The sequence below is a fragment of the Pseudomonas sp. PDM20 genome (genome assembly GCF_014852575.3).
In the GTDB taxonomy this organism is placed as follows: domain Bacteria; phylum Pseudomonadota; class Gammaproteobacteria; order Pseudomonadales; family Pseudomonadaceae; genus Pseudomonas.
Genome location: NZ_CM181224.1, coordinates 3978025 through 4005024 on the forward strand (window position 1 = coordinate 3978025; position 27000 = coordinate 4005024).

19 protein-coding genes are annotated in these 27000 nt (G+C 65.5%); 7 read left to right on the top strand and 12 right to left on the bottom strand.

Annotated features, from left to right (window positions below; genetic code table 11):
• The first annotated feature begins 53 nt into the window (after positions 1 to 53).
• The 6 genes from IB261_RS18085 to IB261_RS18110 all read left to right on the top strand — a co-directional run bounded on the left by IB261_RS18085 (position 54) and on the right by IB261_RS18110 (position 7865).
• Positions 54 to 1250, top strand: a complete 1197-nt coding sequence (locus IB261_RS18085; protein WP_192224446.1) for an efflux RND transporter periplasmic adaptor subunit — start codon at positions 54 to 56, stop codon at positions 1248 to 1250.
• 10 nt (positions 1251 to 1260) lie between these two features.
• Positions 1261 to 4395, top strand: coding sequence for an efflux RND transporter permease subunit (locus IB261_RS18090; protein ID WP_192382759.1), 3135 nt, complete (start codon positions 1261 to 1263; stop codon positions 4393 to 4395).
• Complete coding sequence (locus IB261_RS18095; RefSeq protein WP_192382760.1) at positions 4395 to 5774, top strand: efflux transporter outer membrane subunit; 1380 nt, start codon at positions 4395 to 4397, stop codon at positions 5772 to 5774. The genes IB261_RS18090 and IB261_RS18095 overlap by 1 nt, the downstream gene beginning before the upstream one ends.
• Positions 5775 to 5851: 77 nt before the next feature.
• Positions 5852 to 6541, top strand: a complete 690-nt coding sequence (locus IB261_RS18100) for a GNAT family N-acetyltransferase (RefSeq protein ID WP_192382761.1) — start codon at positions 5852 to 5854, stop codon at positions 6539 to 6541.
• A 105-nt stretch (positions 6542 to 6646) separates the two neighbouring features.
• On the top strand, positions 6647 to 7033 hold the full coding sequence (locus tag IB261_RS18105) for a GFA family protein (RefSeq protein WP_192382762.1): 387 nt from the start codon (positions 6647 to 6649) through the stop codon (positions 7031 to 7033).
• A gap of 166 nt (positions 7034 to 7199) precedes the next feature.
• Complete coding sequence (locus tag IB261_RS18110) at positions 7200 to 7865, top strand: hypothetical protein (RefSeq protein ID WP_192382763.1); 666 nt, start codon at positions 7200 to 7202, stop codon at positions 7863 to 7865.
• A 118-nt stretch (positions 7866 to 7983) separates the two neighbouring features.
• Here the strand turns inward: IB261_RS18110 and IB261_RS18115 are convergent, their stop codons facing one another.
• Together IB261_RS18115 and IB261_RS18120 are read right to left on the bottom strand one after the other, a co-directional pair.
• Positions 7984 to 8982, bottom strand: a complete 999-nt coding sequence (locus IB261_RS18115) for an NAD(P)H-dependent flavin oxidoreductase (RefSeq protein ID WP_192382764.1) — start codon at positions 8980 to 8982, stop codon at positions 7984 to 7986.
• A 177-nt stretch (positions 8983 to 9159) separates the two neighbouring features.
• Positions 9160 to 10335, bottom strand: a complete 1176-nt coding sequence (locus IB261_RS18120) for an MFS transporter (RefSeq protein ID WP_192382765.1) — start codon at positions 10333 to 10335, stop codon at positions 9160 to 9162.
• Between the two features lie 145 nt (positions 10336 to 10480).
• Between IB261_RS18120 and IB261_RS18125 the strand changes: the two genes are divergently transcribed.
• Entirely contained in the window at positions 10481 to 11389 is a 909-nt protein-coding gene (locus IB261_RS18125; protein ID WP_192382766.1) for a LysR family transcriptional regulator, read from the top strand.
• A 735-nt stretch (positions 11390 to 12124) separates the two neighbouring features.
• On the opposite strand, the gene IB261_RS18130 is transcribed toward IB261_RS18125, so the two are convergent.
• The 10 genes from IB261_RS18130 to IB261_RS18175 all read right to left on the bottom strand — a co-directional run bounded on the left by IB261_RS18130 (position 12125) and on the right by IB261_RS18175 (position 27000).
• On the bottom strand, positions 12125 to 13267 hold the full coding sequence (locus IB261_RS18130; protein ID WP_192382768.1) for an acyl-CoA dehydrogenase family protein: 1143 nt from the start codon (positions 13265 to 13267) through the stop codon (positions 12125 to 12127).
• 12 nt (positions 13268 to 13279) lie between these two features.
• A complete protein-coding gene (locus IB261_RS18135; protein ID WP_192382769.1) occupies positions 13280 to 14479 on the bottom strand; it encodes an acyl-CoA dehydrogenase family protein in 1200 nt (399 codons plus the stop codon).
• A 49-nt stretch (positions 14480 to 14528) separates the two neighbouring features.
• Positions 14529 to 15614, bottom strand: coding sequence for a Zn-dependent alcohol dehydrogenase (locus IB261_RS18140; protein ID WP_192382770.1), 1086 nt, complete (start codon positions 15612 to 15614; stop codon positions 14529 to 14531).
• 52 nt (positions 15615 to 15666) lie between these two features.
• Positions 15667 to 17004 carry a coniferyl aldehyde dehydrogenase gene (locus IB261_RS18145; protein ID WP_192382771.1) on the bottom strand — a complete coding sequence of 446 codons (1338 nt, stop codon included), beginning with the start codon at positions 17002 to 17004 and terminating at the stop codon, positions 15667 to 15669.
• 111 nt (positions 17005 to 17115) lie between these two features.
• Positions 17116 to 19449: a helix-turn-helix transcriptional regulator gene (locus tag IB261_RS18150; RefSeq protein ID WP_192382772.1), complete on the bottom strand. Its 2334-nt coding sequence runs from the start codon at positions 19447 to 19449 to the stop codon at positions 17116 to 17118.
• A 309-nt stretch (positions 19450 to 19758) separates the two neighbouring features.
• A complete protein-coding gene (locus IB261_RS18155; RefSeq protein WP_192382773.1) occupies positions 19759 to 21126 on the bottom strand; it encodes a DUF1329 domain-containing protein in 1368 nt (455 codons plus the stop codon).
• A gap of 22 nt (positions 21127 to 21148) precedes the next feature.
• Positions 21149 to 22999: a DUF1302 domain-containing protein gene (locus IB261_RS18160; protein WP_192382774.1), complete on the bottom strand. Its 1851-nt coding sequence runs from the start codon at positions 22997 to 22999 to the stop codon at positions 21149 to 21151.
• Positions 23000 to 23236: 237 nt separating this feature from the next.
• On the bottom strand, positions 23237 to 23677 hold the full coding sequence (locus IB261_RS18165; protein WP_151187552.1) for a PaaI family thioesterase: 441 nt from the start codon (positions 23675 to 23677) through the stop codon (positions 23237 to 23239).
• Entirely contained in the window at positions 23677 to 25233 is a 1557-nt protein-coding gene (locus IB261_RS18170; protein ID WP_192382775.1) for a long-chain-fatty-acid--CoA ligase, read from the bottom strand. Before IB261_RS18170 ends, IB261_RS18165 begins: the two co-directional genes overlap by 1 nt.
• Before the next feature lie 39 nt (positions 25234 to 25272).
• The gene (locus IB261_RS18175; protein WP_192382776.1) at positions 25273 to 27000 is read right to left on the bottom strand and encodes a long-chain fatty acid--CoA ligase; all 1728 of its coding nucleotides are present in this window, start codon (positions 26998 to 27000) and stop codon (positions 25273 to 25275) included.

The following is a 27000-nucleotide window of genomic DNA, read 5'->3' on the forward strand; positions in this document are numbered from 1 at the left end:
CATTTGCCGAGCAGCCTGGATCGTGAAAATCATTCCGGTCCGGAGTCCCACGGATGTCCTCCTTCTTCCCCTCGTTTTCCCCCTTGTCGCGTGCCCTGTTGCTGGGCACCGGTCTGTTCGTCCTCGGCGGTTGCCGCGATGAGAGCGCCGCCCCCACCCTGCCCGTGCAGGAAGTCGCGGTGTACCACGTCGCCAGCGCGCCCCAGGCCCTGAGCACCACCCTGCCCGGCCGCGCCAGCGCGCACCTGGTCGCCGAGATTCGCCCGCAGGTGGGCGGCATCCTGCTCAAGCGCCTGTTCGAGGAAGGCGCGACGGTGAAGGCCGGCCAGGCGCTCTACCAGATCGACCCGCAGACCTACGAGGCCGCCCTCGCCCAGGCCGAGGCCAGCGTCACTTCGGCACGCGCCACGCTCAAGGCGGCCGAGCTGAAAGCCAAGCGCGACGCGCAGCTGGTGAAGATCGACGCCATCAGCGCCGAGGACAACGAAAGCGCCCAGGCCTCGCTGCTCGAAGCCCGCGCCAGCCTGCAATCGGCGCAAGCCGCGCTGCGCACCGCGCGGATCAACCTCGGCTACACGAAGATCAATGCGCCCATCGCCGGTCGCACGTCCACCTCGTCGGTCACCGCCGGTGCGCTGGTCACCGCCGAGCAGACCACCGCGCTGACCACCGTGCAGCAGCTCGACCCGATCTACGTCGACTTCACCCAGCCCAGCACCACCCTGCTGCGCCTCAAGCGCGAGCTGGCCGAAGGCAAGCTTACGCGCGCCGAGGAGAAAGACGCCGCGCGCATCAGCCTGCAGCTGGAGGACGGCAGCACCTATGCCCACGACGGCACCCTCACCTTCAACGGCGTGAGTGTGGATGAGAGCACCGGCAGCGTGACCCTGCGCGCCCTGGTGCCCAACCCCGACGGCCTGCTGCTTCCGGGCATGTACATCAAGGCGACGTTGCAGGAGGGCGTGCAACCGGACGCTATCCTGGTGCCGCAGCAGGGCGTCAGTCGCGACGAGCGCGGCGGTGCCACCGCGCTGGTGGTGGTGGACGGCAAGGTCGAGCAGCGCGAGCTGACTCTGGACCGCGCCGTGGGCAATCGCTGGTGGGTGAGCAAGGGGCTGGAGGATGGCGATCAGTTGATCGTCCAGGGTCTGCAGAAGGTCCGCGTCGGCCAGCCGGTGCAGGCCATCGACTGGAAGAGCGGCAACGCCGGCGACACCAGCCTGACCGCCCGCAACGACAGCACCGACTGAGGCCCAAGCCATGGCACGCTTCTTCATCGACCGGCCGATCTTCGCCTGGGTCATCGCCATCCTGGTGATGCTCGGCGGTATCCTCGCCATCTACCAGCTGCCGCTGGCGCAGTACCCCAACATCGCGCCGCCGCAGATCAGCCTCAACGCCACCTACACCGGCGCCTCGGCCAAGACCATGGAAGACTCGGTGACCCAGGTCATCGAGCAGCAGATGACCGGGCTCAACGGCCTGACCTATATGTCATCCAGCAGCAGCTCGGCGGGCAGCGCCACCATCACCCTGACCTTCGAGGCCGGCACCGACGTCAACACCGCGCAGATGCTGGTGCAGACCAAGCTGGAGCAGGCCAAGGCGCGCCTGCCGGAAACCGTGCAGCAACAGGGCATCGAGATCCGCAACTCGGCCAGCGACTTCCTGATCATCGTCTCGCTGGTCTCGGACAACCCCGAGGTCAGCGCCACCGACATCAGCGACTTCATCTCCAGCACGCTGTACGACCAGATCAGCCGGGTCAACGGCGTGGGTGAGGTGACCACCCTGGGCTCCAGCTACGCCATGCGCATCTGGCTCGACCCGGACAAGCTCAAGCAGTACTCGCTGATGCCCTCGGACGTCAGCAGCGCGCTCACCGCGCAGAACGTCGACACCTCCGCCGGCCAGCTCGGCGCCCTGCCCGCCCGCCCCGGCCAGCAGCTCAACGCGACCATCAGCGCGCGCAGCAAACTGCAGACCGCCGCGCAGTTCCGCGACCTGGTGCTCAAGTACTCCAGCAATGGCGCGGTGGTGACTCTGGCCGACGTGGCGCGCGTGGAACTGGGTAGCGAAAGCTACGACGTGGTCGCCGAACACAACGGCCGGCCCTCCGGCGGACTGGCCGTGAGCCTGGCCACCGGCGCCAATGCGCTGGACGTGTCCGAAGCCGTGCAGGCCAAGCTCGCCGAGCTGGAAAAATTCTTCCCCAGCAAGCTGCAACTGCGCAGCGAAGTGGCTTACAACACCGCGCCCTTCGTGAAGATTTCCATCGAGGAAGTGGTCAAGACGCTGTTCGAGGCCATCGCCCTCGTCGTGCTCATCATGTACCTGTTCCTGCAGAACATCCGCGCCACCCTGATCCCGGCCATCGCCGTGCCGGTGGTGCTGCTGGGCACCTTCGGCGTGCTCGCGCTGATGGGCTACTCGATCAACACACTGACCATGTTCGGCATGGTCCTGGCCATCGGCTTGCTGGTGGACGACGCCATCGTGGTGGTGGAGAACGTGGAGCGGATCATCGCCGAGAAAGGTCTGTCGCCCCGCGAAGCGACTCGCCAGTCCATGGGCGAGATCAGCGGCGCGCTGATCGGCATCGCCGTGGTGCTCTCGGCGGTGTTCGTGCCGATGGCCTTTTTCGGCGGCTCCACCGGCGTGATCTACCGGCAGTTCTCGGTGACCATGGTCGCCGCCATGGCGCTCTCGGTGCTGGTCGCCATGACCCTCACCCCGGCGCTGTGCGCCACCCTGCTCAAGCCCGATGCGAAGCACGGCGAACCACGCCGTGGCTTCTTCGGCTGGTTCAACCGCACCTTCGAGCGCGGCTCGCGTGACTACCAGCGCGGCGTCGGCGCCGTGCTGGCGCGGCCGCTGCGCGCGCTGCTGATCTATGCGCTGGTGCTGGGCGGCGTGGGTGTGATGTTCCACAAGCTGCCCACCGCGTTCCTCCCCGACGAGGACCAGGGCATGCTCATGATGATGATGACCCTGCCGGTGGGCGGCACCGACGAGCGCCTGCAGGACGTCACCCGCGAGGTGCAGCAGTACATGCTGCAGCAGCCGGAAGTCGCCTCGGTGCTCACCGTGCGCGGCCTGGGCAACGGCGGCAACGCGCAGAACTCCGGGCGCGGCTTCATCAAGCTCAAGGACTGGAGCGAGCGCCAGGGCGACGAGCACAGCGCCGCTGCCGTGGCCCGCCGAGCCAACATGGCGCTGTCGAAGATCCTCGACGCCAACGTCTTCGTCATCTCGCCGCCGGCGATCCAGGGCCTGGGCGAAAGCTCCGGCTTCGACATCCAGCTGCAGGACCTCGCCGGCCTCGGCCACGCCGAGCTGCTCAAGGCCCGAGATACCTTCCTGCAACTGGCGGCCAAGGACCCGCGCCTGGCCAACGTGCGCGCCCAGGGCCTGGAGGACACCCCGCAGCTCAACGTCGACATCGACGACCGCAAGGCCGGCGCCATGGGCGTGGCCTCCGGTGACATCAACGACACCCTGAGCGCAGCCATGGGCGGCAGCTACGTCAACGACTTCCTCGACGCCGGCCGGGTGAAGAAGGTCTACCTCCAGGGCGATGCCGACAAGCGCATGCAGGCCGAGGACATCGGCGACTGGTACGTGCGCAATTCCAGCAGTGCCATGGTGCCGCTGTCGGCCTTCACCAGCACCCGCTGGAGCACCGCCTCGCCGCTGCTGGAGCGCTACAACGGCTTCGGCTCCTACGAGCTGGTGGGCGAACCGGCAGCCGGCGTCAGCTCCGGCGACGCCATGGCGGCGGTGGAGCAGATCATGACCCAGCTGCCCGAAGGCATCGGCTACGCCTGGACCGGCCAGTCCTACCAGGAACGTCTTGCCGGCAACCAGGCGCCGCTGCTCTACACCATCTCCATCCTCTTCGTGTTCCTCTGCCTGGCGGCGCTGTACGAGAGCTGGTCGGTGCCCTTCGCGGTGATGCTGGTGGTGCCGCTGGGCATCCTCGGCGCGCTGCTGCTGACCGGCGTGCGCGGTTTGTCCAACGACGTCTACTTCCAGGTCGGCCTGCTGACCACCGTGGGCCTGGCGGCGAAGAATGCCATCCTCATCGTCGAGTTCGCCAAGGAGAACCACGAGCGCGGCCAGGACCTGCTGGCGGCCACGCTGGAGGCGGTGCGGGTACGCCTGCGCCCGGTGCTGATGACCTCCCTGGCCTTCATCCTCGGCGTGCTGCCGCTGGCTCTCTCCAGCGGTGCCGGTGCCGGCGGACGCCAGGCCATCGGCACCGGCGTGCTCGGCGGGATGCTCGCCGCCACCCTGCTCGGCCTGTTCTTCATCCCCCTGTTCTATGTGCTGGTGCAGCGCCTGGCCTCGCGCCGCAGAGCCGCCCGCGACGTCACCGCTGCAGGAGAAGCCTGATGCGTCTTTCCCCGACTCCCCTGGTCCTGGCGATGTTGCTCGGCGGCTGCGTGAACCTCGCGCCCGACTATCAACGCCCGGACGCCCCGGTGGCCAGCCAGTGGTCCACCGCTACCCCGGCCGGCCAGGCCAGCGCCGATATCGCCTGGCGCGAGCTGTTCGTCGATGCCCGCCTGCGCGACACCGTCGCCCGCGCCCTGGCCAACAACCGCGACCTGCGCGTCGCAGCGCTGAACGTCGAGTACCAGCAGGCGCAGTACCGCATCCAGCGTTCGGCGCTGTTCCCGGCGGTCTCCGCCACCGCCGACGGCACCCGCCAGCGTTCCGTGTCCGATGGCAGCAACGCGGTCAGCAGCCAGTACAGCGTCGGCCTCGGCGTGAGCAGCTACGAGCTGGACCTGTTCGGTCGCCTGGGCAACCTTAAGGACGCCGCGCTGGAGGACTACCTGTCCCTGGAGCAGACCCGGCGCAGCACGCAGATCAGCCTGGTGGCCGAAGTCGCCAGCGCCTGGATGACCCTGGCCGCCGACCAGCAACTGCTGAGCCTGGCGAAAGAAACCTACGCCAGCCAGCAGAAGACCTACGAGCTGACACAGCAGAGCCACGGCCTGGGCGGCCAGTCCGGACTGAGCCTGGCGCAGTCGCTGAGCACCGTGGAGTCGGCGCGCGCCGACGTGGCCAACTACGCGAGCCAGGTCGAGCAGGACCGCAACGCACTGGAGCTGCTGGTGGGCGAGCGCCTCGACGACAGCCTGCTGCCGGGCGATGCGAAACTCGACGCCGCGCTGCTGGTCAATGTTCCCGCCGGCCTGCCCTCGACATTGCTGCAACGCCGCCCCGACGTACTGGCCGCCGAGCACACGCTCAAGGCCGCCAACGCCGACATCGGCGCCGCGCGTGCGGCGCTCTTCCCCAGCGTGACCCTGACCGCCAGCGGCGGCAGTGCCAGCAGCGAGCTGTCCGGGCTGTTCAAGTCCGGCAGCCGCGCCTGGAGCTTCGCCCCGTCGATCAACCTGCCGATCTTCAACGCCGGCAGCAACCGCGCCAGCCTCGACGCGGCAAAGATCACCCGCGACATCGACGTGGCCAAGTACGAGAAGACCCTGCAGACCGCCTTCAGCGAAGTCGCCGACGCCCTCTCGGTACGCGGCCACATCAGCGAACGCCTCGACGCCCAGCGCAGCCTGACCCAGGCCACCAGGAAGAGCTACGACCTGTCGCTGGCGCTGTACAAGCAGGGCTCGCAGAGCTTCCTCGAGGTGCTCGATGCACAACGCTCGCTGTACTCGGCGCAGCAGACGCAGATCACCCTGGAGCTGTCCGAGCAGGTCAACCGGGTGACCCTGTACAAGACCCTCGGTGGCGGCTGGCAGGGCTGAATGCCGGGCGGATGAATCGGTCGGCGCCTGCGGAGGTTACAATGGCGCCCACACCGATTTCCCGGAGCCCGCTGCAGATGTTCACCCTCGCCATCCTCGACACCTCTCCTCCCGAATCCCTGAAGAGCCAGGTGCTGCAGATGGTGGTGGATTATTTCAGCGACATCAGTCCGGTGCCGCTGACGCCGAGCAACCCGCTGTTCCAGCTGTACCAGTATGTGATCGGCTTCGAGGTACACCTGTACCTGCAGGCCATGGACGGTTCCCCGGAAAGTCCCGCACGCCTGATCCTCGCCCTCGACGACGAAGACCCGTCGCAGGTGCTCGGCTTCGCCCTCTACCTGCCGAGCCAGGACGACGCCGGGGCCTGCACCCTGGCCTACCTCGCTGTCCAGGCCAGCCACCGCCGCCGGGGCATGGCCCGCGCCATGCTGCAGAAGATGACCGCACACCGCCCCCACGCCGAACTGGCCTGCGCGGCGGGCAAGGTGCCGGTCTTCGAGGCGATGGGCTTCCAGGTCCTCGCCGCCCAGGGACCGCATGTGCTGATGAACACCCGCGACCACCGCTCCGACGGCATGGTCGCCGTGCAGGACCTGGCGCCGATCTACCAGTCCAAGGAAGTGCGGCAGATCCACACCTACCTGGTAAAGCAGAACGGCAGCAAGGCCATGCGCGAGGCCGAGAAGAAACGCGACCGCCTGCTCGACCAGATGACCTGGCAGGCGCAGGAGCTGGTGAAGGTGCGCTTCCCCACCCTCCACTGAGCGCCCTCTGCTGCCCGTATGGCCGCCCCTCGACAGACCGGCATTCCATCTGTTGCACCCATGGCGCAGTCCAGCTGCCGCCTTCATCAAGGAACGACGAACAACATGGATGAAACTTTCCAGGGGAGCTGCCTGTGCGGCTCGGTCAGGTATGCAGCGACCACGGCACCCAAGGCTGTCAGCCATTGCCATTGCAGCCAATGCCGAAAAAGCCACGGAGCGGCCTTTGCCAGCTACGGCAGCGTGCCGCGCGGGGATCTGCGAATTCTGGCTGGTGCGGAGGGCATCCGATCCTATTCGTCGTCGGTCGGTACGCTGCGTCAGTTCTGTTCCAACTGTGGTTCTTCGCTGTTCTGGTCAACGAGCCAAGGGGAGTTTTCCGATTGGATTTCCATAGCCCTTGGCACGCTGGACAGCGCCTTCGAACCGGCCAGACAGAAGCATGTCCATGTCAGTAACCGAGCTTCATGGCTGCGCTTTCCAGAGTCCTGATCTGACAATACATAGCCGGTTCAGCAGGCAGATAACGGCCAGAAGCGGACGCTCGGAGATGGAACTGATTCCCCCTTTTCACGGCTATGATCTCTTGCTACGCGTCTTGCTGTGCGGAAGTCGATGTTCTGCTTCTTGGGACTTTAGGTCAGAAAGGATAACGACCATGAAGGGATTTATTCGCGCAGTAGTCGTATCAATGCTGCTGCTTTCAAGTACCGCTAATGCCGGCTCCTGGTTTCAACCGTGCGAAACGGCCCTGACCACGCCCCCCTTCCGCAAATTGAATGACTTCTACCTCTCCCATTCGGACGAGCGCCAACCCACGCTCTGCTTCCGTCTCAACGATAGAGAGTTTCTGGTCACGCTAATCGACACCGGCCGGGTCTTGCAGGGCTTGTACTATTTCAACGCCAGCAATGGTACATACGCCTTCGCAGATCGGTATCGCAGGGAAAATCTTTCAGTTCCGCTTGAGTTTGACGGCCCTAACAAGAAACATTTTGCACTCCTTCGGACCGATAGCCTGCATGGAGGAGATTGGGACGCCATCTACGAAGTGCTCTACCTCAAGCCCAAAAAGGAAGGGAAAGCGTTTGAGCTGGAAGAATTGTTCTACGTGAAGCAAGACCCAGGGGTCGGCATGTGTGGTGAACGTGTGCTTAACGGTGTGGCAGCTAACATCGACTCCGTCAACGTGGAGAACGAAGGTACTTCCAAGACAACACTCGAGTTCAAACTCACTGAACAGAGTTGTCCGGACGGAGATACACGTTCGGTCCAGCGCCGATTTGCGTGGCAGTCAAACCATTTTGTAGAGCAGAAGCACTGACCGCTTCGGGCCAATCCCAAAAATGGGGCTTCCGGTCTGAGCTGCCAGTGTCCGCTATGGGTCGGATTCTCCCGCCACTCCTTGGCAGCTTGAAACCCCAGATTGGAGATGTGTTCGCTCACCCATTGCAACGCAGACCTTCAAGGCGCCGCATCGCATGGCGCGCATCATCGAGCACCGAGTCAAAAATGGCTTCCACGCTTTGCACAGCGTCGGCAAATACGATCGACGGGCCGTAATCGAGCATGCCTTGGCGGCTATCCCCGGTCTTGTAGGCTTGAGTGGTCAGCGCTCCCATGACGTGAGGGCGATAGCTTTCGAAATCGCTCGCTCCCGCTGCGTCCAATGCTGCAACAGCCTTGGCGCTGTCATTGTTGAGGACTCGGTGATGTTGCCGCAGGCCGGTCTTCACGATGATGCTTTCTGTGCCATCGCTTTGCACCAGTCGCTCCTTGTACTGGCGGTGAATCCACAGCTCCTCGGCTACCAGCATCCGCGACCCCATCAGGACGGCCTCGGCTCCCATCAACAGCGTCGCCGCCAGTTGGCTTCCGGTGCCGATCCCTCCACCGATAACCACCGGGATGGAAACCTCTTTCGGTGCATGGGCGGCTTGAACCATGCTGCTGATGCCGTAGGTTCCTGGATGCCCGCCGCAGTCGTTGCCAACGACGATCACCGCATCCACGCCAAGACGCGCGGCTGAGCGCGCGTAGCGAACCGCCGGAACCTTGTGCAGAACCTTTATGCCCGCTTCCTGCAGCGCCGGTAGAACAGCTTCCGGGCTACCACCCGATGTCTCGACACAGAGGACTTCTTCCTCGGCAAGAATCCTCATCTGCTGACGCAAGCGCTCGGTTGCGCCGGCCTGACCAGAAAGGTAGAGATTCACCCCGAACCCTTTGCCCGAGGTGAGGCTGCGACACCGACGAAGCTGTTCGCGGAATTCGTCCAGATCGGGGAAGCCGGCAGCAACCACAAATCCCATCCCACCTGCGTTGACCACCGACGCGACATAGTTGGCGTCTGACACCCCAGGCCCCATACCGCCACAAAGAATGGGATGAGGGATCCCGAGCATCTCTGTAATGCGAGTTCTGAAGAGCTGGTTACGCATGGGCACTCCGGTTCAGCGAAGAGCTGGGAAGAGGCGGAGTTAACCGCCCCCGGGGAAGAAAGCTGTGGTGTTCCGCCGACGCACGGCGCGGCATGAGCTCAGGAGCACCCTTATAGCTGAACACTTGTTCAGCAGTAAAGAGTCCCCCGTCTGCCGAAGGCCCTCGCTAATCCTCGCTCAAGCCTGCTGCGGAAGGCCCATGGCTTCGCGCCTGTCCAGTGCGCCAGATATCAGGGCCAGTGCCAGAGCGCCGAGTGACAACAGTCCGCCGGCCCAGTTCGGGGCAACCAGGCCGAAACCCGCGCTGATCACCCAGCCCCCTACCCAGGCGCCGATGGCATTGCCCAGGTTGAAGAGGCCGATGTTCACAGCGGCGGCAAGGGTAGGAGCGCCCGCAGCCGCTGCTTTATCCAGAACCAGCTTCTGAATGGGCGACACGGTGGCAAAGCCAAAGCCCGCCATCAGCGAAATGCACAAGACGGACATCCACTGGCTGTGAGCGGTAAAGGCGAATACGAACAGGACGATCGCCTGAGCGAGCAGTGTGATGTAGAGCAGCGGCATCAGTGAGCGATCTGCAAAGCGCCCGCCGAGAGAATTCCCGGCAAACAGACCGATGCCGAAGGCCATCATCAGCCAGACAACTGCAGACTCAGAGAAGCCGGCGACTTCCGTCATCATGGGCGCAATGTAGGTGATTGAGGTGAAGAACGAAGCTGGGCCGAGAACGGTGATACCCATTGCCAGCAGTACCCTGGAGTTCTTGAACGCTGCCAGCTCCTGACGAACGTTTGCACCTTTGCTCCCGCCGACATCGGGAATCATGTAGACCACCGCTAGCAAGCCGATGATGCCGATAGCGGTGATAGCGTAGAACGTCGCCCGCCAGGAAATGAACTGGCTCAACCAGGTGCCGGCAGGCACACCGAGCAGGGTGGCCAGCGCCATACCCGAAAACATGAAGGCAATCGCGCTGACCCGTTTGTTGGGAGCTACCAGTTCAGCGGCGAGGATCGAACCTATGCCAATGAAGGCCCCGTGGGTCAGCGAGGTAATCACTCGGCCGAGCAGTGCCATTGGGAAACTCGTCGCGGCGGCCGTCATGAGATTTCCCAGGACGAAGAGAACCATCAGGATCGCGAGCATCCGTTTACGCGGCAGCCGTCCGCCCAGAATGATCAACAACGGTGCGCCGAGAAAGACGCCCAGTGCATAGGAGGTTGCCAGGTACCCGGCTTGTGGGATGGTGATGCCATATTCGGCCGCCATTTGCGGCAACAACCCGGCGATGACGAACTCGGTGGTGCCGATCCCGAACGTTCCGATCGCGAGGGCCCAGATAGCGAGGGGCATTGATAGTGTCTCCATAAACGAGTGAGAGCCGACCAGGTGATGGAGAGCCGGCCAGCGCGTGCTCGAGATTCTATGGATGACTTTCAGCTCGATAAACGCGCTACTTATTGTCACTATGTAGACTTCAGGTCTACAGAGACTTCCCATGCTCCCCATCGAATCGTTGAGCGGAATCACCACCTTCGTGGTGGCGGCTCGCGCACACAGCTTCACGGACGCCGCTGCGCAGTTGGGCGTGTCCAAATCTGCGGTCGGCAAGTCGATTGCCCGCCTGGAAGAGCGGTTGGGGGTAAAGCTGTTTCTCCGTACGACGCGGCGAGTGACATTGTCTGCCGACGGTCAGGCTTACTTCGCGGCCTGCTCCGCTGCCCTGGAGGAAATAGGCGCCGCCGAGAACAGCCTGGGGGCCCGTGCCATGAGTCCATCCGGTCGCCTGCGCATCGACATGCCGGTGGTCTTCGGACGCAAGGTCATGATGCCGATTCTGCTGGAGATCGGGTGTCGGTATCCCGATCTGCATTTCACGATGACATTTGCCGATCACCTCATTGATCCGATCGAGGAAGGCGTTGACCTGGCGATCCGTTTCGGGGAGCCGAAGGACTCGACTGAATTGATCGCACGCCGCTTGACCAGTCAGCGTTGGGTGATCTGCGGTGCGCCGAAGTACCTCGAAAAGCGCGGCACCCCGGTCACTCTCGATGACCTCGAGCTTCATCAGGGTATCGTAGGGTATCGGCGCGACCAGCCCTTATCCTGGCGGGTTTCAATCGAGGGGGCTGCACAACGATTCAGCCCTCCGGCGACGCACCAGCTCGGTGACGGAGATGCGATTGTCGACGCAACGCTTGCCGGTCTGGGGCTGTGCCAGATTCCGGAGTCACTGGTGCGAGAACACATCGCCGCAAGGCGTCTGGTGACAGTACTGGATGAATTCACCCAGGATCTGGTTGACGTCCACGCGGTCTGGCCTAGGGCGGCACATTTGCGACCTAAGGTTAAGTGTGTGGTCGAGACGCTGGTCGAATTAGGGCGACTAGGGCGGCTGGGCTGAGCAGGTGAACTCTGGCTAAAGAAGGTTACATTGCGGACGCCCGTTTCCCGCTAGAAGCGGGCATATACCGACACCGCCCTGGGCGAACCACCTACGAGCGTCCGCAATGGGTCGGTAGCAGACTCTCACCACAGACAGGAAGCGAACTAAAGCGAACGCGCATTCAGTCAATACTCACGAATTGCCCTATTCAGGAAGAGGCGCTGCTCCCGGTATCGCACATTTTCTAGGTCATGCAGTTATCGGAACGATAGGCTGCCGAGTGGAAGCAGACTGCTACGCATCCTCCCATGATGGTAGTGGCGGCCTCCTCGAGCGCTTTGGAGTCATCTTGCATCTGTTGGACCATACCCAGAGCAAGGCGCGCCAAGTGCGTGTCAGCTACGAGTTCGCTGAGCTCTAGCAATAGCGCGGCAACCATTCCGTCATTATGCGAAGCGTTTCGGATAGTACGAGCAATTTGAAGTTTATTGATGGTCATAGCTCACTCCAGAGCGTCACGGAGATTCTCGGTAAGACAGCTGGCAGGGAAACCAAAATGAGCATTGCCCTGGGCCTGCCACTTATCGCCAGGAACTATCTATTTCAAATTTCAGAGATTTCCCGTGAGCCGACACGGCAAACCTTCTAGCTGCCATGGGCTCACGCGAAATTCTGCGAACCAATCCGGAGCAGACGCTACGGGAAAGCCGCAACACCGGGACTCGTCGACCCGATGAATGATCTCCGCGCGAATCAGGCTGGTGCCATCAGCTCGCTGAAGACCTGCAGGTGATGGTCATCGTCGCCCAGTTGACGGGCGACCATCAGCAGGTGCTTGGCATGGTGCGAGAGCTGGTATTCCCAGGTCAGTCCGATGCCGCCATGCAACTGCACGCTCTCGTCGGCGATCAGACGGGCCGCGCGGCTGACGATGTACTTGGCCGCCGCCAGGGCGCGGCTGCGCTCGGCGCTGTCCGGCTCATCGGCCAGGCAAGCGGCGAGCAGCGCCATGGAGCTGGCCTGGTCCAGTTCGATGCGCAGGTCGACCATGCGGTGCTGCAGGGCCTGGAACTTGCCGATCACGCTGCCGAACTGCTGGCGCGTCTTCAGGTAGTCGAGGGTCAGTGCGCAGGCCGCCTCCATGCTGCCGACCGCTTCGGCGCACTGCGCGGCGATCGCCCGCCCCTGCTGGTAGCGCAGCGCGGCCAGGGCGCCGCCTTCCGCGCCCAGCAGAGCCGCGGTGGGCACGAAGACCTGGTCCAGGTACAGGTCACAGGCCATGCGCCCGTCCAGCGTCGGGTAGTCCCGGCGGCGCACGCCGGGGCTGTCGGGGTCGACCAGGAACAGGCTGATCCCCGCCTCGTCCAGCGGCTCGCCCTCGGTTCGTGCCGATACCAGGATCAGCCCGGCACTCTGTCCGCCGAAGACCACGCTCTTGCGCCCGTCCAGCAACCAGCCGCCAGAGGTCAGGCTGGCAGTGCTATGTACATCGTGCAGCTGGTAATGGCTTTGCGGCTCATCGACGGCCAGGGCCAGTTGCAGCTCGCCGCTGGCGACTCGCGGCAGCAGTTCGGCGCCCTGTGCCGGGTTGGCCAGTTGCGCCAGCAGGCCGCCGGCGTACACCACCGAGTACAGGTAGGGCTCCAGGCACAGGCCACGGCCCAGCTCGGCGCAGACCAGGCCCACTTCCACGCCCTGGCCGACGAACCCGCCATGGGCTTCGGCGAACGGCACGGCGCACAGCCCCAGCTCCCCCAGTTGCGCCCAGAAGGCCCGGCTGAAACCGTCCGCCTCAAGGCGGTTGGCCTCGCGCTGCTCGAAGCTGTAGTGGTCGCGCACCAGGCGCGCCGTGGTGTCCTGCAGCATCTGCTGCTCTTCGCTCAATTTGAAGTCCATGCTGCGGGCTCCTTACAACTCAAGGATCATCTTGGCGATGATGTTCTTCTGGATCTCGTTGGAGCCGCCATAGATCGAGGCCTTTCTCGAGTCGAGGTACTGGTAGGCGGCGGTGGCGCTGTCGGTGCTGTGCAGCACCTCGCCCGGCCGGTCCTCCAGGCCCAGTTCGTCCTCCAGGAAGGGCAGCGCGTAGCTGCCCACGGCCTTTGTCAGCAGGTAGACGATCTGCTGGCGTACCTCGGTGCCCTTGACCTTGAGGATCGAGCTTTCGGCACCCGGCACCCCGCCGTCGCGGGCTGCCACCAGTGCGCGCAGGTTGCTCATGTCGGCCGCCATCAGTTGCATCTCCACGGCGGCGACCTGTGCACGGAACAGCGGGTCGTCGAGCAGCGGCCGGCCGTTGCGCAGTTCCTGCGCGGCGACCTGCTTGAGCTTGCGCAGCAGCACCTTGGTCTGGTTGATGCCGCCGATGCTGGTGCGTTCGTGGGTCAGCAGGTACTTGGCGCAGGTCCAGCCTTCGTTCTCGCGGCCCACCAGGTTCTCTACCGGCACGCGCACGTTGTCGAAGAACACTTCATTGACCTCGTGCTCGCCGTCCAGGGTGATGATCGGCCGCACGGTGATGCCAGGGGTCCGCATGTCGATCAGGAGGAAGCTGATGCCCCGCTGCTGCGGCGCATCGGGATCGGTACGGACCAGGCAGAACATCCAGTCGGCGTAATGCGCCAGGGTGGTCCAGATCTTCTGGCCGTTCACCACGTAGTGATCGCCGTCGCGCACGGCGCGGGTCTTCAGCGAGGCCAGGTCGGAACCGGCGCCCGGTTCGGAATAGCCCTGGCACCACCAGTCGGAACTGTCGAGGATGCGCGGCAGGAAGCGCGCCTTCTGTTCCGGCGTGCCGAAGCGGATCAGCACCGGCGCCACCATCTTCGCGCCGAAGGCGACCACCCGTGGCGCGCCAGCGGCGAAGCACTCTTCCTCGAAAATGTGCTTCTGCACGGCGCCCCAGCCCGGGCCGCCATACTCCGCGGGCCAGCCCGGCACCAGCCAGCCGCGCTGGTTGAGGATGCGCATCCAGCGCACCTGATCTTCCTTGCTCAGGCGCTTGCCGGCGAGGATGCGTTGCGCCAGCTCCGGGGGCAGCTCGGCGCGCAGGAACGCGCGCACCTCTTCGCGGAACGCCTGTTCCTCGGGGGTGAAGTGGATATCCATCAGTGAACTCCTGGTACCGGGCCGCCGACAGCGGGCGGCCCCGGGCAAGTCATTGGTCGAAGACGATCACCGAGCGAGCCAGCTCGCCGCGACGCAATTCATCGAAGGCCTGGTTGATCTGTTCCAGGCGGATGCGCTGGGAGATCATTTCGTCGAGCTTGAGCCGCCCGGCCATGTAGAAGTCCACCAGCGCCGGCAAGTCCACCGGGAAGCGGTTGGAGCCCATCAACGAGCCCTGCAGGCGGCGCTCGTGGAGCAGCTGGAACGGGTCGACCTCGATCTTCAGGCCTGGCTTGAGCATGCCGATGATGGTGGCGGTGCCCCCGCGCGCCAGCATGCTGAAGGCCTGCTCGGCCGTCTGCTTGAGGCCGATGCACTCGAAGGCGTGGTGCACGCCGCCACGGGTCAGCTCCAGCACCTGCTTCACCGCGTCGCCATCCTTGCCGTTGACCACGTCGGTGGTGCCGAACTGGCGGGCCAGCTCCAGCTTGGAGTCGAGCATGTCGATGGCGATGATCCGCCCTGCCCCGGCCAGCGCCGCGCCGTTGATGGCCGCCAGGCCGATGCCGCCACACCCGATCACCGCGACCGTTTCGCCAGGCCGCACCTTGGCGGTGTTGAACACCGCGCCGGTGCCGGTGGTAACGGCACAGCCGAGCAATGCGGCGCGGTCCAGCGGCATGTCGCGGCGGATCGCCACGCAGGCGTTCTCGTGCACCAGCATCTGCTCGGCGAAGGCCGAGAGGTTGACGAACTGCGGCATGGGCTTCTGCGCATAACTCAGGCGCGGTTCTTCGTCCTTGTCACGCTTGGTCTCCGGCGACACGCAGCGCGACAGGTGGCCCGTCACGCAATGTGCGCAGTGGCCGCAGAACACCGTCAGGCAGGTCACCACGTGATCGCCGGGCTTGACCGTGCGCACCTCGGAACCGACCTGCTCGACGATACCGGCGGCCTCATGGCCGAGCACCATAGGGCCGGGATAGGGATAGGAGCCGTCGATCACGTGCAGATCCGAATGGCAGACGCCAACGGCGACGGTGCGGATCAGCACTTCGCGCGGACCGGGCTTGCTGATGCCGACTTCTTCGATACTCAGCGGCGCGCCGACCTGGTGGAATACAGCTGCTTTCATGGTGTGCCTTCTCGACAGTAGGAAATTCGACGGTGGCGGGAGCCGGCGTGGATCAGCCGGCGCGGTAGATGGCCCTGGCGTGGCTGAAGGTGCGGAAGCCATCGATACCGTGGTAGGCGCCCATGCCGCTGTGGCCGACGCCGCCGAAGGGCAGGCTTTCCAGCCCGGCGTGGTGCATCACTTCGTTGAGCGTCACGCCGCCGGAACAGGTGCGTTCGAGCACTGCGCGCTCCTCGCCGGCATCGCTGCCGAACCAGTACAGGCCGAGCGGGCGCGGATGGGCGTTGACGTAGGCGATGGCCTCGTCGAAGTGGCGATACGGCTTGACCGGCAGGAGCGGCCCGAAAATCTCGTCCTGCATGACCTGCAGGCCATCGCCGGGGTCGCGCAGAAGGGTCGGCGCGAGCTTGCGCCGCGCGGGGTCGAGCGTTTCGCCGGCAGGGTTGAGTTCGACCAGTTCGACGCCGGCGGCCTGAGCCTCGTCCAGGTAGCCACACAGGCGCTGGTAATGGCGTGCGTTGATGACGGCGGTGTACTCGGGGTTGTCGGCCAGCGTCGGGAAGACCTTGGCGACGACAGCGCGGGCAATCTCGACGAAGGCGTCCAGCGACTCCACGGGGACCAATACGTAGTCCGGCGCCACGCACAACTGGCCAGCATTCATCAGCTTGCCGAGCATGATCTTGCTGGCCGCACTCTTCAGGTCGGCCGAGCGGGACACGATGGCCGGCGACTTGCCGCCCAGCTCCAGGGTCACCGGCACCAGGTTCTCGGCGGCCGCGCGCAGCACATGCCGGCCAATGCTGCCGGCGCCGGTGAACAGCAGGTGGTCGAAGGGCTGGCGGCAGAAAGCCTGGCCGACTTCCGCCGGGCCAGTGACCACCGCCACCTCGTCCTCGGCATAGACCTCACGGATCATCCGGGCGATCAGTGCCGAGGTCTGCGGGTTGAACTCCGAAGGTTTGATCATGACCCGGTTGCCCGCTGCCAGCGCACCGGCCAAGCCCTTGAAGACCATATTGGCCGGTACGTTCCAGGCAGTGACGATGCCCACCACGCCCAGCGGCTGGTACTGCACCCAGGCCTCGCCGCGCGGTGCCTGGCGGCGCTCCGGCTGCATCCACTGGTGCAACTCGTCACGGGTCTGGCGCAGGGTGGCCAGCGGCGACAGCACGTCGCTATGACGCGAGAAGGTCGGGCTGCGCTGGCCGAAGTCCGCGTCGAGCGCTTCGATCAGCGCCGACTCGTGACGGACCAGCAGGTCGATGGCGCGGTCGATCAACTCGATGCGCTGCTCGGCGCTCCACGGCTCGCCCGCGCGGCTGGCGGCGTGCTGGCGCTGCAGGATCGCACGGATCGCGGCGTCATCCGGGTGGGCAGTGGCGGTCATGGCAGAGGCTCCTCAGCTGGGCAATCGGGCCGGCGGACAGCGCCGGCAAGTCGCTGCAATGGTTGGGGCTATGCCCGCCCCAGGGCGCCACCCGGATCAGGTGGTACGGCCTCAGGCAAGCAATCCACGGGCCTTGGCGAAGGCGATCGCCTGGGTGCGCCGGCTGGTGCCGAGCTTCGCGTTGATGTTCTTGGCGTGGTACTTGACGGTATTCACCGAGAGGAACAGGGCATCGGCGATTTCCTGGTTCGACAGGCCCTCGGCGAGCCGCTCGAGTACCGCCGCTTCACGGGCCGTCAGCTCCTCCTGATAGCCGCCGGCGTCGGCCCCCTCCTCTTCGATTTCCTGCTGTTGCCGGAAGCGCAGCACCTCCGCGCGCAGCTGGCCAAACCCGCTCCGGCTGCAGTGCTCGACGATCACCCGCAATCGCGCCGCCGCCTGCTCGCGCCGCCCCAGGTGGTGCTCTGCCTGCGCCACCAGCCATTGCACCTCCAGGCTCAGGGTGGGCGGCAGCAGGGTCGACAGCGCGCCCCCCAGCGGGTACTGCCCGGCGAGCAGGCAGCCGGCGTCGAGCACTCCACGCCAGTCACACCCTTGCGCCAGGCCTTTCAGTTGTTGCAGGGCCAGCGCGGGCTGGTAGCAGTGCCGGTCGATACCGGCGCACTGCATGGCCCGCTCGCCGCGCCGGACTTGGGCCTGCGCCAGGGCAGGGTTGCCGCGACGGCCAGCCACCTCGGCCAGCCCAAGGTAGCTGCCCAGCACGAAGGGCGCGTCGCAATCGCGCAGGTGCGGTTGGGCGGCCCGCAGTGCCAGGTCGGCGTCCTCCACGGAGCCCTGCGCCAGCAACAGATCGGCACGGATGAGCATCAGACGCCCCAGCACCGGGTCCCATTCAAGCCCGGCCTGCGCGCGCCCCTGCAGCCCGTCTTCGAGCAGCAGCCCGGCCAGTTCCAGTTCACCGGCCAGCATCAGCCCGCGCAGGCTCTCGCCCTGCAACAACGCCTCGCTGTCCTGGCACCCCTGTCGGCGCGCCTGCTCCAGAGCGGCATGCCAGTGAGCCTGTGCGTCGCGAGCGCGACCGCTGGCCTGCAATACCCGCCCCAGGGTGAACTGGCAGAGCAGGTGCGACAGCCAATCCCTCGGCTCGTCACCCAGATTGGCCAGCGCCTCACGGCAATGTCGCTCGGCTTCCGCCAGTTCGCCACGAAACGCCTGAACGCCGCCGGCCAGGGCTTGCCAGTGCGCCAGAACCAGGCGGTTGCCGTCCGCTCCGGCTGCCGGCAGAAAGCGCGACAAGCCGGTCAGGCTGCGCTCGGCTTCGGTAACCTGGCCACTGAGCAACAGCGCCAGCGTACTGAGGTAGATCAGCCGCGGGGTGCCCTCGAGAAGGTCGCCAGGCAGTTGCCGGCGCCAATCCAGCACGCGCCGCAAGTGACGGTCGGCAAGTTGCCAGCTGGGTTTCAGGCGTTCGATATAGGTCGCCGCCACCTCGGGTTGCCGCGCCCGCAGAGCCTGGTCGATGGCGTCGTGCAACTGCCCTGCCAGGCTGAGCAGGCGGCAGGCGTGCAGGCGCAGACGCGCCAGTTCCTCCGGTGCGATGGCATCCTGCAGGAGGCCGGCGATCAGAGGCTGAACGCGGTACCAGTGCCCTTCCGCGTCCAGCGGCTGGATGAACACCTGCAGATGCAGCAGACGACTCAGTGCCTGGGCGCCGGCACCGCCTTCCCAGAGCTGGGCGCACAGCTCGGAGGAGAACCTGGGCAGGTGGCACAGGCCGTGGAATACCCCGCGCTCTCCGTCCGCCAGGCGCGCCAGCACTTCGCGCTGCAGGTAGTCGCGCAGCAGTGTCCGTCCCTGGCTGTTGCCGGCCAGCAGAAGGCAGGCGGCACCCCACCAGCCGCCGCACTTCAGCCAGATTTCCTCGCGCTGCGGTTCGTCGACAGCCGCCGCGATACGGCGACAGACCGCCTCATAGTCGCGGTACGACATACGCAGTTGCGCCACACCCAGCTCGACAAGGTCTCCTCGCAACAACAGCGATGGCAGGTCCCACACCGGTCGCTGCCGGCAGCTGACGGTCAGGCGCACACGGCAGTCGGGCAGGTGCAGCAACTGCTCGAACCAGTTGTTCAGTTCAATGCACAGGTCACCCGCGAGATCATCCAGCACCAGGCGCAATGGGCGGCCCGGCAGACCGAGCAGACGCAGCAGATGCGCCGGGCCGGTGGCGGCTGGAAAACCCAGCGCCAAGGCGATCTTCGAGCAGAGTTCGACCAACCCCGGCGCTTGTCCACGGCAGTTCAGCCACAGCAAGCTCCCGCCAGCGGCGACGCCAGCGAAGCTCTCGCAGAGCAGCACCGTCTTGCCGTATCCCGCTGGTGCACACAGCAACGTCAGGCGCTGCCGCCCATCGCGCACAGCGGCAGCAAGCGCGCCGCGCGGCACGTGGTGCTCCGGAAGCCGTGGAAGAATGGCAACGGGCGCGCACGCCCAGTTCGAACTGACACCCAGACCTTGCATGATGGGCCTCGATCCATGGTGTGGCGGGAGCAGCGGGTGGTGCGAAGGCACGGGAACCCGCCGAGTCTGCAATCAGACTGCAAGACACCTTGGAAAAAGGCGCCACCCGTGTCAGGTGGCCGCCGCAGGATGGCGATGCCCGGTGGCCCGGACAGAGAGCGCCGGAGCGGGAGCAGAACGCCCCGGCGCAGGCGCGGCGATGACCGACGCATCGCCGCGATGGAGCAGACTGCCTCAGCGGATACCAGCGTTGCGCAGGGCCGCGGGGGTGAAGTCGTTCATGCTGAACTTCTGGTCGTACTGGGTGGCCTTCTTCGATTCGTTGGTCATGCCGAACACCAGGTAGCGACCGGCGATCAGGTCGTACAGCGCCTGCGCCGCATAGAGGCTGACGCCGTGCTGGTAGTCGTTGACCTGGTAACCCTCGCCGACGCGCCAGAGCTGGCCACGCCCGTCATAGTGGTCCACCTCCAGCAGCGACCAGGTGTCCTCGTCGAAGAACATGTGGCGCTTGGCATAGATATGCCGCTGGCCGGGCTTGAGGGTGCCCTCCACTTCCCAGACCCGGTGCAGCTCGTAGCGCGTCAGGTCCTGGTCGATATGGCCGGGCTTGAGGATGTCGGTGTACTTGAGCTTGGGCGACCAGAGCCGGTAGTTGTTGTAAGGCACATACATCTCGCGCTTGCCGATCAGCTTCCACTGGTAGCGGTCCGGCGAGCCGTTGTACATGTCGGCGTTGTCCGCGGTGCGCAGGCCATCGGCAGCGGTGCCGGGGCCGTCGTAAGCCACCTGAGGGGCGCGGCGCACACGGCGCTGACCAGCGTTGTAGGACCAGGCGTTGCGCGGTTCCTTCACCTGATCGATGGTCTCGTGCACCAGCAGCACGTTGCCGGCCATGCGCGACGGCGCGGTCACCGCCTGCTTGACCAGGAACAGGTAATTGGCGGCCTTCTGCGCATCCACGTCGGGCATCAGGAAGGGAATGGCGACGTCCTGCTGCATCTCGACCACGGTGAAGTCACCGTTGACCTGCGGCGTGGCCTGGGCGATCTGCTGTGTGTAGCTGGTACCGCGGTAGCGTGTCTCATGGTTCCACACCACTTCCACACCGGATTTGGGAATCGGGAACGGGTAGTAATGCCCGGCGAAGTTGCTCAGGCCGTCGCCATCGTTGACCAGCTCGGTGGACTGGGCGCTCTTCTTTGCCGCCGCGTAGATCGAGTCCGGCGAGGAGGCGCTGCGGCGGGTCGGGTAGACCGGGATGCGGTAGGTGTCCGGGTAGCGCTGGAACATCGCCTGCTGGCCGGGGGTCAGCTTGTCCTTGTACTGCTCGACGTTGGCGCGGGTGATGACGAACAGTGGCTTGTCGGCGGCGAAGGGATCGCCGAGGAAGCCGTTGTCGTCCACCGGCGCCGCGCCGGGCTTCAGCCCGCCGGTCCAGGCCGGGATGCTGCCGTCGGCATTGGCGGCCATTTCGCCGCCAAGCGGCGTCAGGCTGGTTCCGAGCCGGGCCGCTTCGTCCGCGGAAATGGCGGCCATGACACTGGTGGTCAGCAGCGACAGCGCGAGGACGCCGGTTTGCAGGAATGCGATCTTTTTCATGCGGGTATCTGCCTGTGCTGGATCAGAAGTTCACGCCGAAACTGAGCGAGACGAAGTCGCGGTCAGTCAGGGTGTTGTACTTGCCGTCGAAGTAGTTGGTGTAACTGAGGCTGGCGGTGTAGGTGTTCAGGTAGTCGGCATCCAGGCCCAGGCTGATGGCCTTGGCGCCCTCTTCGAAGTTCGGCCCGCGACCTTCAACGTCATGGGACCAGGCGAGGTTCGGCTTGAGGTTCACCCCGGCGAAGACGTTGGGATAATCGAGCATGCCGCGCAGCCGGTAGCCCCAGGAGTCGCTGGTGTAGAAACCGTGGCTGTTGCACTCCTGCGCGGGGTTGCTGGCATTGGCCAGACCGACGTTGGTGCCGGCGCAGGTGGTCGCTCCGGCGGCGCCGGGCAGGATGCCGGAGCCGAACGCGGGGTTGCGGCCGAAACGGATGTCGGTGCCGTCGGCGTCCCCCAGTCCGTTGATGCGGTTGTAGCCCACCTCGCCGATCAGCGTCAGGCGCTCAGCGCCCATCACCTGGTCGAAGAACTGCGTCGCGGTCATCTGCGCCTGCAGCACCGGCATGCGCTTGTAGCCGTTGATCACACCGCCGTTGGGCACATCGGCGATATAGCCACTGGTGACCAGCGGCGACAGGCCCGGAGTGCCGCGCACGTTGGTGGTCGCGCTGAGCAGGTCGGCGGTGTTGATCTGCAGCGGCATGTTCGGCCGGTAGCTCAGCTCGCCACCCAGCGAGGTGCCACCGATGTTGGTCTGGAAGCTCAGGCCGTAGAGGCGGATGTCCTCGGGGTAATCGATGAAGTAGCCGGCGCTGCGCGGCACGTTCAGTGCGTTGGGCGGAGTGCCGGCGCCCTTGGTACGCACGGTGCTGAGGAACGGGTTGCGGCTGTGGTAGTTCATCGCATACGCCGCGACTTCGGTGTCGTTCAGCTCGGGGATGAACCAGCGCAGGGCCAGGCCGAACTGGCCGCCGTCGCGCGCATCGTTGTCCTTGACCCGCGGGATGTAGACATCGTCCAGCCCACGGGCGATGGCCAGGGCGCTGCCCTTGTTGGTGGCCTGGCCGGGCGCGAGGTCCAGCCCGGACACCACCAGGCGGTCATCGCACCCCTTGGGGATACCATCGTTGCCGAAGAAGGTCCCGCAGTTGTCGGCCACCGACTTGTCCCATTCGATCTGGTAGAAGCCTTCGGCGGTGACGTTCTCCATCAGCCCCTGGGACAGGTAGAACATGTTCACCGGCACCAGCGCTTCCTTCACCTCGGAACCCGGGCGGCGCAGCGCGGCGACGTCGATGGGGTTGATCGAGTTGATGCCGTTCTGGATGAAGGTGCTCTCGCCCCAGCTCACCACCTGCTTGCCCAGCCGCACGTTGCCCGGCAGGTCGCCCAGCTCGTAGTTGTGGTAGACGAAGCTGTCGAGGAACATCGCCCCGGAAGACTTGGCGGCCTGGTCGCGGCCATGGTCGTCGATATCGTAGAAGTGCTGGCTGCCATCCTTGAGCTCGGAGTCGTACCAGTACTTGCCACGCACGAATGCACCGCTGTCGCCGTACTTCAGCTCCAGATCGTGCAGTCCCTTGAAGATGGTCGAGAAGTTCTCGCCACTCTTGAAGTTCAGGCGGCCGTCATCCACGGTGCGCGACGACGACTTGCCGCCCTTCACGCCCATCGAGTTGAAGTTGGAGATGAACTGTTTGTCGGGAGACTGGGTGGACCAGCTGGCACCGATCGACAACGAGGAGTCGAACTTGCCTTCGATCTCCCCGATATTGAAGTCGACGGCGTAGGCCTGCGAACCGACGCCCAGGGCGACGGCGGCGGCCAGCAGCTGCGGCTGAAAAACTCCGCGTTTTGTTGTTCTTGTCATGCGGCGCTCCGAAAGCGGATCAGTGTTTGGAGAGCCGATGCTAGCGAGGGGTGGAGTGCGCCAATTCACCCGATCGGGTAATTCTGCCGAGTGCCGCCAACCCGCCCCGCAGGCCGCGCCAGGCCAGCCGCGAAGCCGCGTTACCAAGGGTGACAGAGGGGTTTTCGCAGCGACGAAACGCCGACGCCCCATCGATGGTTCGATGGGGCGTCGGTGTCGCGGGGCGGACGCGGCGGCTCAGCGCTGATCGGTGCGGGGGCCCTTCCACAGGGTGAAGATGCCGCTTGCGCGCAGCACCGTGCGATCGCCCACTTTCAACCGGCACTCGGCGTTGGCGAGACTGCCGCCGAACTTGAGAATCTCCACATGGGCCTCCAGCCATTCGCCCTCGCGCACTGCGCCCAGGTAGTCGAGCCCCAGGCTGACGGTGATCGGCGGAAATTCCAGGTCGTACGCACGCCGGAACACCACGCCGAAGGCACTGTCGGCCAGGGTGGCGAGGAAGCCGCCGTGGACGATGCGCACCGAGTTGAGCAGGTGTTCGCCGATGCGCACGCCGAGCACCGGCAGCTCGTCGTGCAGGTAGAAGCCGCCGCAGTGGCGGGCGAACCCGGGTGGCGTCGGCAGCGGCGAAAAGCCGCCAGGAACACCCGGCAGAGACGGGTCGATGGCAGTCATCAGTTCACCGCCCGGCTCTTGCCGGCCCAGAAGGGTTCGCGCAGGTCGCGCTTGAGGATCTTGCCGGCCCCGGTGAGCGGCAGCGCATCGCGGAACTCCACCGATTTCGGGCACTTGTAGCTGGCGATGTACTCGCGGCAGTAGCGCCGCAGGTCGTCCTCATCCACCGTTGCCCCCGGCTTGCGCACCACGATGGCATGCACCGACTCGCCCCATTGTTCGTGGGGAATGCCGATCACCGCGCACATCAGCACTGCCGGATGGCGGGCGACGACGTTCTCCACTTCAGCCGAATACACGTTCTCGCCGCCGCTGACGATCATGTCCTTGAGCCGGTCGACGATGAACAGGTAGCCCTGCTCGTCCATGTAGGCACCATCGCCGGTGAACAGCCAGCCGTCGCGCAGCGCCCTGGCGGTTTCCTCCGGCTTGTTCCAGTAGCCGAGCATGATGTTCGGGCCGCGCACGATGATCTCGCCGACCGTTCCGCGCGGTACTTCTTCGCCCTGCTCGTCAACGATCTTCACGTTGACGCCCAGGCCGGCACGCCCTACCGAACGGATCAGGCCGCTGGCCCTGGCCTCTGCGCCATGGTTCTGCGGCGGATTGGTGGAGACGATCGGGCAGGCCTCGGTCAGCCCGTAGGAGTGCGACAGCTGCAGGTTCGGCAAGCGCGCCAGCACCTGCTCGATCATTTCGCCGGCGGTCGGCGAGGCGCCATAGGTCAGGCGCCGCAGCGAGGACAGATCGTGCTGGTCGAACTCCGGGTGGGCCAGCAGGCCGAGGATCATGGTCGGCACCAGGATCGCGTCGGTCACGCCCTCCTCTGCAATCGCACGCAGCACCGCCGGCGCATCGAAGGTCGGCTGGATGACATGCGAGCCGCCGGCGATGAAGCCGGAGACCACCCGCGCCAGCCCGGCGATATGGAACAGCGGCATGACGTGCAGGTCGCGCTGCTCGGCGCCCTGGTGGATTTCCGCCATGCGCTGGATGCATGCCGACCAGAGGTTGAAGTGGCTCTGCATCACGCCCTTGGGAAAACCGGTGGTGCCGCCGGTGTACATGATGCAGGCAAGGTCGTCGCCGCCACGGCCGGCGTCTTCCACCGGCGTGGCGGCGGCCAGCAGCGTCTCGTAGTCGAGCATCCCCGGCGGAGCGCCCTTCTCGCCGGCGTAGATGAACACCGGGGCATTGCGCACCTGGGCGCGGATACCCTCGACCAGCGGCAGGAAGTAATCGTCGACCAGCAGGAAGCGGGTGTTGCAGTCATCCAGCGAGTAGACGATTTCCGGCACGGCCCAGCGGATGTTGATCGGGTTGAGCACGCCACCGCCCCACCAGGTGCCCTGCATGTATTCCAGGTAACGGTCGGAGTTGAGCGCGAGCATGCTGACACGGTCGTCGGCGACCATGCCCAGGTTGCGCAAGGCGCCGGCCAGGCGCGCAACGCGCTCGCCGAACTCGCGGAAAGTGCGGCGACGGGCGCCGAACAGGGTGATGACTTTCTCGGGCGTCTGCTGCAGCGAACGCTGCAGGCCTTGGGTCAGGTACATGCGGGGAATCCTTGGAATTGTTGTTGTCGGGCCCGGCGCTCAGGAGGCGTGCCGGGCCATCTCCTGTTCCTGCAGCTCGCGCCAGGCGATCTTTCCCGTGGCGTTCTTCGGCAGGCTGTCGACGATCTGCGCCAGGCGCGGTGCCTTGTAGGTGGCCATGTGCTCGCGGCACCAGGCGAGCAGCTCCTCGCTGCTCAGGGTGGCCCCCGGCTTCAGGGTGACCACCGCCTTCACCGTTTCGCCGCGGTGGCGATCCGGGGCGGCGATCACGCAAGCCTCGGAGACAGCCGGATGGCCGTGCAGCAAAGCTTCGACCTCGGCCGGCCAGACCTTGAATCCCGAGGCGTTGATCATTCGCTTGAGGCGGTCGCGCATGAACAGGTAGCCGTCCTCGTCCATGCTCGCCAGATCGCCCGTACGCAGGAAACGCTTGCCGTCGATGACGATGAAGCTGTCGGCGTTGGCCTGCGGATTGTTCCAGTAGCCCAGCATCGCCTGGCCGGCGTGAGCGACGATCTCGCCGACCTCGCCCTGGGCGACCGGTTCCAGAGTCTCCGGATCGAGCAGGTGCAGCTCGACGCCGAAAGTCGGGACACCCAGGCAACCGCGCTTTGGCTTGTACAGCGGGTTGGTGCAGAGAAAGGATGCGGTCTCCGTCAGGCCGTAGCCCTCGATGTAGTCGAGGCCGTAGCGCTGCTTGAGCAGGTCGCTGATGTGCTGCGGCGTGGCCGCCCCGCCGCCGGTGATGATGCGCAGGCTGGAGAGGTCGCGCTGGTCGATGCCGGGCTGCGAGAAGAAGTCCACCAGCATGGTCGGCAATGCCGCCCAGAAGGTCACACCGTGGCGCTCGATCAGGGTCGCAGCGGTTTCGCGCTCCCAGCGCGGCATCAGCACGATGGTGCTGCCATTGAAGATCGCAGCGTTGACGTTGGTCTGCAGGCCGAGCAGGTGGAACAGCGGCGCTACCGCGAGGAACACCGAGGAGGCATTGGTCGGGCGCCACACCGAGGAGCCGACGAAGGAGGTGCTGACGGTGCGATGGGTGTGCACGCAGGCCTTGGGCTTGCCGGTGGTGCCCGAGGTGTAGGGCAGCATGCAGAGGTCGTCGGGGCCGGCGCGATGCGGCGCCGGCGCGTGTTCCTGGGCCAGTGCCGCGGCCCAGCGCTCGCCGCCGGCGAACAGCGGCCGGGGCGATGAACGCTGGCGCACCCAGTCGGGAATGTTCAGCCCGGCGTCATCCTCACCCAGCACATCGCCGTAGGCATGCACGACCACGTGCCGCAGCGAGGTGCGACCAATCAACGGGGCGACCTGTTCCACCAGCTCCTCGGCGACGAAGGCCGCCACCGCGCCGCTGTCGCGGACGATGTGCTCCATCTCCTCGAGCAGCAGCATGGCGTTGGCCGGCACCAGCACGGCGTCGGCACGCAGGATGGCGAAGTAGGCGGCGATGAACTGCGGGCAGTTCTGGCTGAACACCACCACCCGGTCCCCGCGCTCCACGCCGCAGACGTTCTGAAGGTAGCCGGCCATGCGCTCGACGTCGCGCAGCAGCTCGGCATAACGGTAGGCATTGCCGAAGAACTGCACCGCAGTCTTGCCCGGATAGCGCCGCGCGGCGGTCTCCAGGTGGTTGAAGATGCTGGTTTGCGGGATGTGCACCTGGCGCGCCGGCAGGCTGGCGGCGTGGCGCGGATCGGCGGCCAGCGGACTGCTCGGGCGTTCGACCACGCCGGGCGGCGTCGGGTGGGGATGACTGTAGGCCAT

Coding starts and splice junctions, on each gene's coding strand:
- IB261_RS18115 (WP_192382764.1), bottom strand. CDS start 8,982: ATGCGTAACCAGCTCTTCAGAACTCGCATTACAGAGATGCTCGGGATC.
- IB261_RS18170 (WP_192382775.1), bottom strand. CDS start 25,233: ATGTACCTGACCCAAGGCCTGCAGCGTTCGCTGCAGCAGACGCCCGAG.
- IB261_RS18110 (WP_192382763.1), top strand. CDS start 7,200: ATGAAGGGATTTATTCGCGCAGTAGTCGTATCAATGCTGCTGCTTTCA.
- IB261_RS18155 (WP_192382773.1), bottom strand. CDS start 21,126: ATGAAAAAGATCGCATTCCTGCAAACCGGCGTCCTCGCGCTGTCGCTG.
- IB261_RS18090 (WP_192382759.1), top strand. CDS start 1,261: ATGGCACGCTTCTTCATCGACCGGCCGATCTTCGCCTGGGTCATCGCC.
- IB261_RS18105 (WP_192382762.1), top strand. CDS start 6,647: ATGGATGAAACTTTCCAGGGGAGCTGCCTGTGCGGCTCGGTCAGGTAT.
- IB261_RS18175 (WP_192382776.1), bottom strand. CDS start 27,000: ATGGCCTACAGTCATCCCCACCCGACGCCGCCCGGCGTGGTCGAACGC.
- IB261_RS18130 (WP_192382768.1), bottom strand. CDS start 13,267: ATGGACTTCAAATTGAGCGAAGAGCAGCAGATGCTGCAGGACACCACG.
- IB261_RS18095 (WP_192382760.1), top strand. CDS start 4,395: ATGCGTCTTTCCCCGACTCCCCTGGTCCTGGCGATGTTGCTCGGCGGC.
- IB261_RS18135 (WP_192382769.1), bottom strand. CDS start 14,479: ATGGATATCCACTTCACCCCCGAGGAACAGGCGTTCCGCGAAGAGGTG.
- IB261_RS18140 (WP_192382770.1), bottom strand. CDS start 15,614: ATGAAAGCAGCTGTATTCCACCAGGTCGGCGCGCCGCTGAGTATCGAA.
- IB261_RS18125 (WP_192382766.1), top strand. CDS start 10,481: ATGCTCCCCATCGAATCGTTGAGCGGAATCACCACCTTCGTGGTGGCG.
- IB261_RS18085 (WP_192224446.1), top strand. CDS start 54: ATGTCCTCCTTCTTCCCCTCGTTTTCCCCCTTGTCGCGTGCCCTGTTG.
- IB261_RS18120 (WP_192382765.1), bottom strand. CDS start 10,335: ATGCCCCTCGCTATCTGGGCCCTCGCGATCGGAACGTTCGGGATCGGC.
- IB261_RS18160 (WP_192382774.1), bottom strand. CDS start 22,999: ATGACAAGAACAACAAAACGCGGAGTTTTTCAGCCGCAGCTGCTGGCC.
- IB261_RS18145 (WP_192382771.1), bottom strand. CDS start 17,004: ATGACCGCCACTGCCCACCCGGATGACGCCGCGATCCGTGCGATCCTG.
- IB261_RS18165 (WP_151187552.1), bottom strand. CDS start 23,677: ATGACTGCCATCGACCCGTCTCTGCCGGGTGTTCCTGGCGGCTTTTCG.
- IB261_RS18100 (WP_192382761.1), top strand. CDS start 5,852: ATGTTCACCCTCGCCATCCTCGACACCTCTCCTCCCGAATCCCTGAAG.